The following is a 13,144-nucleotide window of genomic DNA, read 5'->3' on the forward strand; positions in this document are numbered from 1 at the left end:
TCATGCTGGACGTTCCCACCGGAGCCGATTCCGCACTCCGTGAAGGTGCTGGCGGCAAGCAGCGTCACGTCGCCAGCCACCTCCGCCGTCTGGAGGCGGAAAGCATCCACATCCTGCGAGAGACGGCGGCCGAGTTCCGCAAGCCGGTCATGCTGTATTCCATCGGGAAGGATTCCTCGGTGCTGCTGCATCTGGCGATGAAGGCCTTCGATCCCGGCAAGCCGCCGTTTCCGCTGCTGCATGTCGATACGACCTGGAAGTTTCGCGAGATGATCGCGTTTCGGGACCGACGCGCGCGCGAGCTCGGCCTCGACCTGATCGTCCATACCAACAATGACGGATTGAGCCAGGGCATCGACCCTTTCACCCACGGCTCGGCCCGCTACACCGACGTGATGAAGACGCAAGCGCTGCGACAGGCGCTGGACTTCCACGGCTTCGACGCCGCGATCGGAGGCGCGCGGCGCGACGAGGAGAAGTCGCGCGCCAAGGAGCGCGTGTTCTCACACCGCAGCGCTGCGCATCGCTGGGATCCGAAGAACCAGCGGCCGGAGCTGTGGGGCTTGTACAACACGAGGCTCGCGCCCGGCGAGAGCATGCGGGTGTTTCCGCTGTCGAACTGGACCGAGATCGACGTGTGGGACTACATCCTGCTCGAGGACATCCCGATCGTTCCGCTCTATCTCGCAGCGTCGCGCCCCGTGGTCGAGCGCGACGGAGCATTGATCATGGTGGACGACGACCGGATGCCGCTGCAGCCCGGCGAGGAGCCGCAATCGCGCTCAGTCAGGTTTCGCACCCTCGGCTGCTATCCCCTCACCGGTGCAACGAGCTCGACGGCGGCAACCCTGCCCGAGATCGTGCAGGAGATGATGGCGTCGCGCACCTCCGAACGACAGGGACGCATGATCGACCGGGACAGTCCCGCATCGATGGAGCGCAAGAAGGCGGAAGGTTATTTCTGATGTCCTATCACGAGGCACCGGCGATCGCCGCCGCCGATGCGCCGCAGCTCGAGCAAGACGATCGCCCGACGTTGCGTTTCGTCACCTGCGGCAGCGTCGACGACGGCAAGAGCACGCTGGTCGGTCGGCTGCTCTACGATTCGAAGACGCTGCTCGACGACCAGCTCGACGCGCTCGCCTCGGAGAGCAGGACCGCCGGCACCACCGGCGGCGACCTCGACTTCGCGCTGCTGGTCGACGGGTTGCAGGCCGAGCGCGAGCAGGGCATCACCATCGACGTGGCCTACCGCTTCTTCGCCACGAAGCTGCGCCGCTTCATCGTCGCCGACACGCCGGGACATGCGCAATATACGCGCAACATGGCGACCGGTGCCTCCAATGCTGAGCTCGCCGTGGTGCTGGTCGACGCCCGCAAGGGCGTGATCACGCAGACGCGGCGTCACAGCCACATCCTGTCGCTGCTCGGCATCCGCCACGTCGTGCTCGCCGTGAACAAGATGGACCTGATCGGATTCGACGGCGATCGCTTCGCTGCCATCACCGCCGAATACCTGACTCTGGCCGGTCAGCTCGGGATCTCTCAGGTCCAGTGCATCCCGGTCGTGGCGCCCGACGGCGACAACATCGTCGCCGCGAGCACGCGCATGCCCTGGTACGAGGGACCGACCGTTACGGCCTATCTGGAATCCGTGGACGTGGCCGGGGACGCCTCGCAGCAGCCGTTCCGGCTGCCGGTGCAATGGGTGAGTCGGCCGCATGCGGATTTTCGCGGCTTCTGCGGACGGATCGCGAGTGGAACGATCGCAGTGGGCGATGCCGTTCGCGCGCAGCCGTCGGGACACCAGACCCGCATCGCGCGCATTCTCACGCCCGCCGGCGAGCGCAATCACGCAAGGTCGGGCGAGTCCATCACCCTCACGCTCGCCGACGAGATCGACGTCAGCCGCGGCGACGTGCTGACCGCCGGATCTGCAGCGCCGGTGGCGGATCAGCTCGCGGCCCATCTCGTCTGGTTCGATGGCGAGGCCATGGTCGCCGGCCGGCGCTATTTGCTCCGGTGCGGTACCGCCTCGACCGGCGCGGTGATCACGGAACTCAAGCACCGGATCGCCATCGACACCATGGCGCGGGAAAGCGCCGCCACGCTCGACGTCAATGAGATCGGCTATGTCCATCTCGATCTCGACCGCCCGCTGGTGTTCGAGGCCTATCGCGACAACCGCGAGATGGGCAGTTTCATCCTGATCGACCCGATCAGCCATCGCACTGCGGCGGCGGGAATGATCGACATGTCGCTCCGCCGCGCCACCAACGTTCATTGGCAGCGGCTTGCGGTCGACAAATCCGTGCGAGCCCGGCTGAAGCAGCAACGGCCCTGCGTGCTCTGGTTCACGGGGCTGAGCGGCGCCGGCAAATCGACCATCGCCAATCTCGTCGACAGCCGGCTCGCCGAGCTCGGGCGCCATGCCGCGTTGCTCGACGGCGACAATCTTCGTCACGGCATCAACCGCGACCTCGGCTTTTCCAACGCGGAGAGAACGGAGAACGTCCGGCGCGTCGCGGAGATCGCGGGGCTGTTCGTCGATGCCGGCTTGATCGCGCTGGTGGCGCTGATCTCGCCGTTCCGCAGCGAGCGCCAGCTGGCGCGCCAGCGGCTCGAGGCGGGCGAGTTCATCGAGATCCATGTCGCGACGCCGCTTGCCGAATGCGAGCGCCGCGATCCCAAGGGGCTCTATCGCAAGGCTAGGTCGGGCCAGCTGCCGGGATTCACCGGCATCGATGCCCCCTACGAAGCGCCGCTGGCGCCCGACATCACCATCGACACCTCGGAGCTGTCGAGCGAGGCGGCCTGCGAACGCATCATCCGCTACTTGCGAGCGCACAACTACCTGTGACGACCGGGACGAGATCTGCCGGCGTTATCCAGCCGCTCCGACTGCAAGCTCAGAAGTCGGAAGCGATGCCCTTGCGCTCCCAATCGCCGTAGCGGGTGGGCTCGGGCCCCTTCGGCCCCTGCAGCTCCTTCGCCTTGGTCTTGTTCTTGGCCTCATCCTTGGCCTTGGCGGCCGCAGCCTGCCGGCGCGCCTCGGCCTCGGCCAGCGCGCGCTGGGCGGCCGGCGACAGCGGCTTGCGATCGGGAACGGGGTCACTCATCGCCGCGCTTTCTAGCGCAGGACCGGGCACAACGCGATGCCCAATAACGCATTCCTGAAATCGGCTCGGAGCGCTGAAAAACCCGCAAGCGATTCTTACATTTGGCATATTCGCGTGTCAGAGATCGCCTTCTCAAGGCATGCGCCCATCGCGGCGGAACTGCCGCTCGTTCAGAACCTTGCTTCCGCATGCCATCTCAACGTTTCGTCCCTCCGTCCGAAGTGCCCGGCCTTGCGGCGCGACGGATTGCCGCCGACATCGTCGACGGCGTGCTGCACAAGCACCGCACGCTCGACGACCAGCTCGACGGCGGCGGTGCCCATCCCGGACTGAAGACGCTGGCCGACCGCGACCGCGCGCTGATGCGGCGCCTGGTCGCCACGGTGCTGCGCCGGCTCGGCACGCTCGGCCATGTGCTGTCCCGCCTGCTCGACAAGGGCGTTCCCTCCGACGCGCCACGCGCGCAGAGCGCACTTTTGATCGGCGCCGCCCAGATCCTCTGGATGGACGTGCCGGATCACGCCGCGGTCGATCTCTCCGTCCGCCTCGTGCAATCCGACCGCCGCGCCGCGCGCTATGCCGGGCTCGTCAACGCCGTGCTGCGCCGCTGTGCGCGCGAGGGCAAGGCGCTGGTCGAGGAGGTCGCGACGCAATCACTGGATCTGCCGCCATGGCTGCTCGCGCGCTGGAGCGCTCATTATGGCGAGGCGACCGCACGAGACATGGCATCGGCGCTCGGCCACGAGCCCTCGCTCGATCTCACGGTGAAATCGGATCCCGCCCAATGGGCAAGCCGCCTGCATGGTGAGATGCTGCCGACGGGAACGGTGCGGATGCTGCTGCATGGTGCGGTAACCATGCTGCCCGGCTTCGCCGAAGGACAATGGTGGGTACAGGACGCCGCCGCCGCGTTGCCCGCCCGGCTGTTCGGCGATGTCAAAGGCAAGTCCATTGCCGATCTCTGCGCCGCCCCTGGCGGCAAGACCGCGCAGCTGGTGCTCTCGGGCGCGCAGGTCACGGCGATCGACCGCTCGCCGGCACGGGTGGCGCGTTTGCGCGAAAACCTGGCCCGGCTGTCGCTGCAGGCCGAGACCGTCGTCGCTGACGCCGTGGAATGGGCCGGCCCGGCCGAGGCCTTCGACGGTATTCTGATCGATGCTCCCTGCACCTCCACCGGCACGATCCGCCGGCATCCCGACGTCGCATGGCTGCGGCAGGACTCCGACATCGCGACCCTGGCCGCGCTCCAGCAGCGGCTGCTGCGCAAGTCGGTGTCGCTGCTCAAGCCGGGCGGGACGCTGGTCTATTGCACCTGTTCGCTGGAACCCGAGGAGGGCGAGCAGGCGGTGGCCGCACTGCTCGCCGCCGAGCCCGCGCTTCGCCGCGCTCCGATCGTGGCATCGGAGGTTGCGGGCCTCGACGAAATCCTCAACGGGGACGGCGACCTGCGCACCCTGCCCTGCCATCTGCCGAACGCCGATCCCAGGCTCGGCGGGCTCGACGGATTTTTCGCGGCCCGGCTCGTTAAATCCTGATTTTGCACTGGATTTTGCGACCACGACCCTGATTCGCGCCGTTCAAGGTGGTGTCAGGCGTCCGATTTTGGGATTAATAAGGATTCGTCACTGATCCTCTCCCCCATCAAGGCAAGGCGTGTCGGTCGCTCAACGCAGACGTATCTCGACGCTGGTCATGAACCGCTTCGCGCGGAACATGCTCGCGCGCGCGAGCGGCGGTTCAGTTGTGCTGTCGCGAGTCTGGCCCGGCCGCACCGACCGGCTGATCATTGCGCCGCATGACCTGCGGACCGCGGATGCGACTCGCGCTGCCGAGATCTATGCCGGTCGCTTCGTCTTCGCCGGCAAGATCGTCAATTGCCATGGCCGCTCGATCTTCGACCTCGAGCCGCCGTCGGAGGATTGGGAGGTTGCGCTGCTCGGCTTCGGCTGGCTGCGGCACTTGCGCGCCGCCGATACGGCGCTGACGCGGGCGAATGCGCGCGCGCTGATCGAGGACTGGATCTCGAATCCCGCCAACAAGCGCCGCCCCGTCGCGCGCCGCGCCGACGTACTGGCGAGGCGCGTGATTTCGCTGCTCTCGCAGGCGCCGCTGGTGCTGAGCGAGACCGACAACAAGTTCTACCGCCGTTACTTGCGGGCGCTGGCGCGCGAGATCCGCTTCCTGCGCTACACCATGGTCGACATTCCGGACGGGGTGCCGAAGCTGCAGGTGCTGATCGCGCTGTGCTATGCGTCCCTGTGCCTCGCCAACCAGACGCGTCACATCCGCAGCGCCTCCAAGAAGCTGTCCGACGAATTGCAGCGGCAGATCCTGCCCGATGGCGGCCACATCTCGCGCAATCCGGGCGCGCTGATCGAGCTCCTGATCGACCTCTTGCCGCTGCGGCAGACTTTTGCCGCGCGCAATATCGCGCCGCCGCCGGCCCTGCTCAATGCGATCGACCGCATGATGCCGATGCTGCGCTTCTTCCGGCACGGCGACGGCAATTTCGCCCTGTTCAACGGCATGAGCGCGACCTCGTCCGACCTGCTCGCCACGCTGCTTGCCTATGACGACACCCACGGCGCACCGATGGCGAACATGCCGCATACCGGCTTTCAGCGCCTTGATGCCGGCCAGACCACTGTGATCATCGACACCGGCCCGCCGCCGCCGGCCGGCGTCAGTCACGACGCCCATGCCGGCTGCCTCTCGTTCGAATTGTCGTCCGGCATCAGCCGCATCGTCACCAATTGCGGCATGCCGACCACCGGCCGCGACAATTGGCGGCCGTTCGCGCGCAGCACGGCGGCGCATTCGACGCTGACCTATCATGAGTCGTCGTCATGCCAGTTCGTCGAGATGTCGGCGATGAAGCGGCTCCTGCACGGCGCGCCCGTCACCAGCGGCCCGGTCGAGGTCGAGAGCTATCGCGAGGTCGTGCAGAACGGCACGCTGCTCACGACCTCACATGACGGCTATCTCGCCAAGTTCGGCGCGATCCACCGCCGCGTGCTGATGATCGCCAATGACGGCGCGCGCATCGACGGCGAGGACGCGCTGTCGCCGCCGCAGGGCGGACGCTTCAAGGGCGCCGATGCCGATTTCGCGCTGCGCTTCCATCTGCATCCCGCAGTGAAGGCAAGCCGGCTGTCGGATGCGCGCGGCGTCATGCTGGTGCTGCCGAACCGCGACGTCTGGACCTTCGAGGCATTGGACGACAAGGTCGATCTCGAGGACAGCGTGTTCCTGGCCGGCAATGACGGCCCGCGCCGCACCGCCCAGATCGTGATCCGTCAGAACGCCCGCCAGGCGCCGTCGATCCGCTGGAGCTTTGTCCGCTCCACCGCCTCGCCCGCAGTGACCAATGCCCGCCGCAACGCCCGGCGCGAGCCGGAACTTCCGTTGTAAACAGGCGCGATCCGGCCCTATCTACCCGTTGAGAGCGACGCCAAAAGCTGCTATCGAGCGCTCGCTCGCGCGACTGGCGACCTTGGATGGAGCACCATCGGGAAGCGCGGGACATATAAGCCGCGCGCCTGGGCATAGACACTCCCTGAACAGAGGATCTTGCTCATGACTGACCGTCCCCGCCGCGTCACCCGCGCCCTTCTCTCCGTCTCCGACAAGACCGGCCTGATCGAGTTCGCCAAGGCGCTCGCCGCGCACGATGTCGAGCTGGTCTCGACCGGCGGCACCGCGAAAGCAATCGCCGCGGCCGGCCTTAAGGTGAAGGACGTCTCCGACCTCACCGGATTCCCCGAGATGATGGACGGCCGCGTCAAGACGCTGCATCCGAAGGTGCATGGCGGCCTGCTCGCGATCCGCGACAATAAGGACCATGCGGAGGCGATGAAAGCGCACGGCATCGCGCCGATCGACCTGCTCGTCGTCAATCTCTATCCGTTCGAGGCGACCGTCGACAAAGGCGCGGGCTTCGAGGATTGCATCGAGAACATCGACATCGGCGGCCCCGCGATGATCCGCGCCGCCGCCAAGAATCACGACGACGTTGTCGTCGTGGTCGAGGCGCAGGACTATCAGGCCGTGCTCGACGAGCTTGCCGCCAACAAGGGCGCGACCACGCTAAAGCTGCGCCGGCGGCTCGCCGCGAAGGCCTATGCCCGCACTGCGGCCTATGACGCCGCGATCTCGAACTGGTTCAACCGTCAGCTCGAGATCGACGCGCCCGACTTCCGCGCTTTCGGCGGCAGGCTGATCCAGTCGTTGCGCTACGGCGAGAACCCGCACCAGACCGCCGCATTCTATGCGACGCCGGACAAGCGCCCTGGCGTCTCGACCGCGCGGCAGCTCCAGGGCAAGGAGCTCTCCTACAACAACATCAACGACACCGATGCCGCCTATGAATGCATCGGCGAGTTCGACGCCAAGCGCACCGCGGCCTGCGTCATCGTCAAGCATGCCAATCCCTGCGGCGTCGCCGAAGGGCCGAACCTCGTCGAGGCCTATCGCAGGGCGCTGGCCTGCGATTCCACCTCGGCCTTCGGCGGCATCATCGCGATGAACCGCGCCCTCGATGCCGATACCGCGCGCGAGATTACCAAGATCTTCACTGAGGTCATCATCGCGCCCGACGCCAGCGAAGAGGCGATCGCCATCATCGGCGGCAAGAAGAACCTGCGCCTGCTGCTCGCCGGCAGCCTGCCCGATCCGCGTGCGCCGGGCCTGACCGCCAAGACGGTGGCCGGGGGCCTGCTGGTGCAAAGCCGCGACAACGCCGTTGTCGACGACATGACGTTCAAGGTCGTCACCAAGCGCGCGCCGACGGATGCGGAGATGCGTGATCTGAAGTTTGCGTTCCGGGTGGCAAAACACGTCAAGTCCAACACCATCATCTACGCCAAGGATCTCGCCACCGTCGGTATCGGCGCGGGTCAGATGAGCCGGGTGGATTCAGCGCGGATCGCCGCACGCAAGGCGCAGGATGCGGCGGCCGAGCTGAAGCTCGCCGAACCGCTCACCAAGGGTTCGGTGGTGGCCTCGGATGCGTTCTTCCCGTTCGCCGACGGCATGCTTGCCTGCATCGAAGCCGGCGCCACCGCCGTGGTGCAGCCCGGCGGCTCCATGCGCGACGACGAGGTGATCAAGGCCGCCGACGAGCACGGTATCGCCATGGTGTTCACGGGAACGCGGCACTTCAGGCATTGAGTCCATTGACTCGTCATTGCGAGCGAAGCGAAGCAATCCAGTCTGTCTCCGCAAGGAAGGTCTAGATTGCTTCGTCGCAAGTGCTCCTCGCAATGACGAGGATAGAGTTGCATGATGCGGGCTAATCCCGCACCCGCATCAACAGCCCCAATCCCGCAACGAAGAACACCACCAGCACGGCCATGCCGGCCTTCTGGCTGGCGGTCAGCGCGGTGACCAGGCCGATCAGGAGCGGGCCGATGAAGGACGTCACCTTTCCCGTCAGCGCAAACAGGCCGAAATATTGCGCGATGCGATCCTCCGGCGCGAGATGGATCAGCAGCGTGCGGGAAGCGGCCTGGAGCGGGCCGCCGGCTGCACCGATCAGGCAGCCCAGCACGAGATAGGCGCGCTCGGCCGTACTCGAGAACAGGGCAGCGCCCGCTTGCGGCGGCGCGGTCTTGACGAACAGGACGCTGTCCTTGTCGACGAGGAGAATCGCGGCCACCGACAGCAGCAGGACCAGCAGGCTGCCGGCGATGACGCGCTTCGGCCCGAGACGATCATCCAGCTTGCCGCCGAACCAGGCGCCGAGCGCGCCGGCGATCGCGAGCATGATGCCGAACGTCCCGATCTGGATGGTGTGCCAGCCGAAGGTGCCCGCGGCATAGATGCCGCCGAAGGCGAACAGCGACACCAGACCATCGGTGTAGATCATGTTGGCGAGCAGGAATGCCGCGAGCGATTTCTGCCTCGGCAGACTCTTGATCGACTGCTTCAGCTCCGACAGGCCTTCGCGCAACGCCTCGCCCAGCGGGCGCTTCGCCGGATAATCCGGCGTGAACAGGAACATCGGCGTCACGAAGATGATGAACCACAGCGCAGTCAGCGGCCCCGCGGCACGATCGCCCTGACGTGTGAGGGGATCGAGGCCGAAGAGCGGCGTGACGCCGAGCAGCGTGCGGCCGGTCTCGGGATTGGCGGCGAGCAGGCCGAGCACGATGATCAGGCTGACGATGCCGCCAATGTAGCCCGTGGCCCAGCCGGTGCCGGAGAGACGACCGATCCGCTCCGGCGGCACCAGCGTCGGCATCATCGCGTTGTTGAAGAGCGTGGCAAATTCCGCACCGACGCTGGCGAGCGCAACTGCGGTGAGCACCAGCGGAATGACGGCATGATCGCCGGGCTTGCCGATCCAGAGCGTGCAGGACGCCAGCACAAGCACCGTACCGAAACCTGCGATCCACGGTTTCCTGCGGCCCGAAGCGTCGGCGATGGCGCCGAGCACCGGCGACAACAGCGCGATCGCAAGGCCCGCGGCCGCCATCGCAAAGCCCCACAAGGATTGACCGGCGGCGGGATTTGGCGCAATGGCCGTCGCGAAATAGGGCGCGAACACGAAGGTCGTGATCAGCGTGAAATATGGCTGCGCGGCCCAATCGAAGAAGATCCAACTCACGACGGCGGCGCGCGGCGGATAGGTCCGCGCCACGCCGGCCATGCGCGCATCCGGAGCGATTGTCGTCATCACGCAGCACCCATCACGAACAGTTTTGCCTCTCTTAGAGCAAACGGTATAGCATTACAGTGACGGGTGTGAACCGGTGCAACGCCACGGCGGGAATTCGATGATGTCGTCATATTCGACACGGCGGAGATTTTTAGCCGCCATTGCCGTCCTGGTGCTCGGTCTCGCCCCTGCGACCGCTCAGGATGCACGGCAGGGCTATGTTCCGCCCGCACGCGAGGCAGTGCGCGCCGTCGCCGCCGAGCACGGCATGGTGGTGGCGCAGGAGAAGATCTCCGCGCAGATCGGCGCCGACATCCTGCGGCGCGGCGGCAATGCCATCGACGCTGCGGTCGCGACCGGCTTCGCGATGGCCGTGACCTATCCGCGTGCCGGCAATATCGGCGGCGGCGGCTTCATGGTGATCCATTCCGCCGATCGCAATGAAGACATCACGATCGACTATCGCGAAACCGCGCCGGCCGCGACCACGCCGCAGATCTTCCTCGGCGCCGACGGCAAGCCCGACGCGACGAAGTCACGGGATTCCGCGCTCGGCATCGGCGTGCCCGGCACCGTCGCCGGCCTTGCGCTCGCGCTCGAGAAATACGGCTCGGGTCAGTTCACGCTGGCGCAATTGCTGGCGCCCGCGATCGGGCTCGCACGCGATGGCTTCATCGTCAGCGACGACATGGCCGATACGTTGCCGAGCTGGCACCGGCGGCTGGCACGCTGGCCTTCTTCGGCCAGGATCTTCTCGCGACCGGACGGCACGCCGCTGGGCGAAGGCGATCGGCTGGTGCAGGGCGATCTCGCCGAAACGCTGGCGGCCGTCGCTGCACAGGGGCCGCGGGGATTCTACGAGGGGCCGGTCGCCGAGAAACTCGCCAAGGCCGTGACCGATGCCGGCGGCATCATGACGCCGGCGGACCTCAAGGCCTATCAGCCGGTCATCCGCACGCCGGTGCGTGGCAGCTACCGCGGCTATGACATCGTGTCGATGCCGCTACCCTCATCCGGCGGCGTCGTGCTGATGGAGACGCTCAACATCCTCGAGGGCTTCCCTCTGGCCGATCTGAAGCAGGGATCGGCGGCGTCGCTGCATCTCTTGATCGAAGCCATGAAGCGCGCTTATGCCGATCGCGCCCGCTATCTCGGTGATCCCGCCTTCGTCAACGCGCCGATCGAGACCCTCATTGCGAAGGACTATGCCGCGAAGCTGCGCGCGCACATTTCCCCCGAACGCGCCACGCCGTCAAAAGAGCTCGTGGCCTCTCCTGCCGCGCCACGTGAGGGCAGCAACACCACGCATTTTTCCGTCGTCGACACCCGCGGCAATGCCGTCAGCAACACCTACACGCTGAACTTCAGCTACGGCGTCGGCCTCGTCGCCGACGGCACCGGCGTGCTGCTCAACAACGAGCTCGACGATTTCACCGCGGCAATCGGCGCCTCCAATGCCTATGGCCTCGTCGGCTTCGAAGCGAACCTTCCCGGACCCGGCAAGCGGCCGCTGTCGTCGATGTCACCGACCATCGTGCTGAGGGACGGCAAGCCGGTGCTGGTGACGGGCTCGCCCGGCGGCAGCCGCATCATCTCGACCGTGCTGCAGGTGATCGTGAACGTGCTCGACTACGAGATGGATGTTGCAGCCGCGGTCGCAGCGCCGCGGCTGCACCATCAATGGCTGCCGGATGAAGTGCGCGTCGAGCGCGGCTTTCCCGAGGGCGTGCTGCTCGAGCTGAAGGCGATGGGGCACCTCGTCGTCGAGCCGATGGGCCAGACATCTGCCAACTCGATTCTGGTGACGCCGAACGGAACGCTGGGCGCAGCCGATCCGCGCACGCGCGGCGCGGAGGCGGCGGCGCAGTAACCTGCTCCCGGAATGACGGGGTAAGGGAGCTTACCGCCCGACCTGATACGGCCCGCCCTTCTCCAGCGCGCGCGCATATGCAGGCCGGGCGTGGATGCGCTCCAGGAACGCCATCGCCTTGGGATGGCCCTGCTCGAGGCCGCCGCGAGCTTGGGCGGCTTCGAGCGGAAAGCTCATCTGGATGTCAGCCGCGGTGAACTCGCTGCCGGCGAACCATTCGCTCTTGCCGAGCTCGCCTTCCCAATAGTCCATGTGCTGCTTCAGCTGCGGATTGACCAGCGCGGTCAGCGCCTGGTTGGAGACTTTGCGCACCAGCGGGCGCAGCAAGGCCGGCGCACGTTTCGGCATCAGCGTGAACAGCAGCTTGAGCAGCAGCGGCTGCATCGCGGATCCTTCCGCATAGTGCAGCCAATAGGTGTAGCGCAGCCGCTCCGGCGTGTTCGGCGGCGGGATCAGCCGCCCGTTGCCGTAGGTGGCGATGAGATATTCGATGATCGCGCCTGATTCGGCGATGGTGTTGCCGTTGTCGGTGATGACGGGCGATTTGCCGAGCGGATGGATGGCGCGCAGCTCCTTCGGCGCGCGCATGTCCGGCTGACGCTGATAGCGCACGATCTCGTAGGGAACGCCCAGCTCCTCGAGCAGCCACAGCACGCGCTGCGAGCGGGAATTGTTGAGGTGGTGAACGGTCAGCATCGCGGGGTCCTCAAGGCTTGGTCGTGGTCATCGGCCGCGCCGTTGGTGCCAGCCCGGGAACACATTGTCGAGCCGTCGCTGCTGATATTTTTATCCGGGTATATTGACGCGAGTAATTTACCCGGGTATTAAGAAACCCAGCATCGTCAAAATGGCGCTGATTCCAATGCAGAAATTTTTCACCGCTTTCCAGGGACAACGCCGCCTGGTGTCCGGGCCGGCTGGAGAGGTTGCGCTGGTCGTCAAGCGGGTGGCGTCACAGCCGGACGAGCCAATCATCATCTTCGAGGACGCCACGGGCCGATCGATCGACTTCGATCTGCGTGGTGGAGATCGCGAGGTGTTGGCGCGCTTGGCGAAGCTTGTCCCGCCGTCGGCTGAGGCGACCGAAGCACCCGCAGAGCCGCGCGGTCGCGGCCGGCCGAAGCTCGGCGTGGTCGCGCGCGAGGTGACCTTGCTGCCGCGGCACTGGGAGTGGCTCAACGCACAGGCCGGCGGCGCTTCGGTCGCGCTGCGCAAGCTCGTCGACGAAGCCAGGCGCGCCAGCGGCGACAAGGACCGCGAGCGGCAGGCGCGCGATGCGGCCTACCACTTCATGTCGACCATGGCCGGCGATCTGCCGCAGTTCGAGGAAGCCTCGCGCGCCCTGTTCGCGGATGACCGGCGACGCTTCACCGGCCTGATCGCCGACTGGCCGACCGACATCCGCGACCACATCGTCAAGCTCGCCTACAGCGACCGCGCTTAAACCGCGCGCCGCTTCTCACGCCCCATCGACGGCCGAGCCGCGCATTGCGCGGC

The 13,144-nt window shown here is 66.5% G+C and carries 10 protein-coding genes and 1 riboswitch; of the genes, 7 read left to right on the top strand and 3 right to left on the bottom strand.

Annotation, left to right across the window (positions count from 1 at the left end; genetic code table 11):
* The first annotated feature begins 2 nt into the window (after positions 1 to 2).
* Together cysD and cysN are read left to right on the top strand one after the other, a co-directional pair.
* Positions 3 to 965: a sulfate adenylyltransferase subunit CysD gene (gene cysD, locus N2605_RS34390; RefSeq protein WP_036024260.1), complete on the top strand. Its 963-nt coding sequence runs from the start codon at positions 3 to 5 to the stop codon at positions 963 to 965.
* Complete coding sequence (gene cysN / locus N2605_RS34395) at positions 965 to 2,860, top strand: sulfate adenylyltransferase subunit CysN (RefSeq protein WP_260345144.1); 1,896 nt, start codon at positions 965 to 967, stop codon at positions 2,858 to 2,860. The genes cysD and cysN overlap by 1 nt, the downstream gene beginning before the upstream one ends.
* A gap of 49 nt (positions 2,861 to 2,909) precedes the next feature.
* Here the strand turns inward: cysN and N2605_RS34400 are convergent, their stop codons facing one another.
* Complete coding sequence (locus N2605_RS34400; RefSeq protein ID WP_036024240.1) at positions 2,910 to 3,119, bottom strand: DUF1674 domain-containing protein; 210 nt, start codon at positions 3,117 to 3,119, stop codon at positions 2,910 to 2,912.
* Between the two features lie 188 nt (positions 3,120 to 3,307).
* Between N2605_RS34400 and N2605_RS34405 the strand changes: the two genes are divergently transcribed.
* From N2605_RS34405 to purH, 3 genes are all read left to right on the top strand, one after another.
* The gene (locus N2605_RS34405; RefSeq protein WP_109141989.1) at positions 3,308 to 4,654 is read left to right on the top strand and encodes an RsmB/NOP family class I SAM-dependent RNA methyltransferase; all 1,347 of its coding nucleotides are present in this window, start codon (positions 3,308 to 3,310) and stop codon (positions 4,652 to 4,654) included.
* A gap of 157 nt (positions 4,655 to 4,811) precedes the next feature.
* Positions 4,812 to 6,530 (top strand): heparinase II/III family protein, encoded by a 1,719-nt coding sequence (locus N2605_RS34410; RefSeq protein ID WP_036002964.1) that lies wholly within the window; start codon positions 4,812 to 4,814, stop codon positions 6,528 to 6,530.
* Between the two features lie 59 nt (positions 6,531 to 6,589).
* Positions 6,590 to 6,671, top strand: a riboswitch (ZMP/ZTP riboswitch).
* Positions 6,672 to 6,695: 24 nt separating this feature from the next.
* Positions 6,696 to 8,288 (top strand): bifunctional phosphoribosylaminoimidazolecarboxamide formyltransferase/IMP cyclohydrolase, encoded by a 1,593-nt coding sequence (gene purH / locus N2605_RS34415; protein ID WP_260345145.1) that lies wholly within the window; start codon positions 6,696 to 6,698, stop codon positions 8,286 to 8,288.
* Positions 8,289 to 8,409: 121 nt separating this feature from the next.
* Here purH and N2605_RS34420 read toward each other — a convergent pair whose 3' ends face one another.
* Complete coding sequence (locus tag N2605_RS34420) at positions 8,410 to 9,795, bottom strand: MFS transporter (protein ID WP_260345147.1); 1,386 nt, start codon at positions 9,793 to 9,795, stop codon at positions 8,410 to 8,412.
* A 100-nt stretch (positions 9,796 to 9,895) separates the two neighbouring features.
* On the opposite strand from N2605_RS34420, the gene ggt reads away from it, so the two are divergent.
* Positions 9,896 to 11,647, top strand: coding sequence for a gamma-glutamyltransferase (gene ggt / locus N2605_RS34425; RefSeq protein ID WP_260345148.1), 1,752 nt, complete (start codon positions 9,896 to 9,898; stop codon positions 11,645 to 11,647).
* Between the two features lie 30 nt (positions 11,648 to 11,677).
* Here ggt and N2605_RS34430 read toward each other — a convergent pair whose 3' ends face one another.
* Positions 11,678 to 12,343: a glutathione S-transferase family protein gene (locus N2605_RS34430; protein ID WP_036002974.1), complete on the bottom strand. Its 666-nt coding sequence runs from the start codon at positions 12,341 to 12,343 to the stop codon at positions 11,678 to 11,680.
* 151 nt (positions 12,344 to 12,494) lie between these two features.
* Between N2605_RS34430 and N2605_RS34435 the strand changes: the two genes are divergently transcribed.
* Positions 12,495 to 13,091, top strand: a complete 597-nt coding sequence (locus N2605_RS34435) for a DUF2239 family protein (RefSeq protein WP_260345150.1) — start codon at positions 12,495 to 12,497, stop codon at positions 13,089 to 13,091.
* The last annotated feature ends 53 nt before the right edge of the window (positions 13,092 to 13,144 follow it).

This window comes from Bradyrhizobium yuanmingense (assembly GCF_025200905.1).
In the GTDB taxonomy this organism is placed as follows: domain Bacteria; phylum Pseudomonadota; class Alphaproteobacteria; order Rhizobiales; family Xanthobacteraceae; genus Bradyrhizobium; species Bradyrhizobium yuanmingense.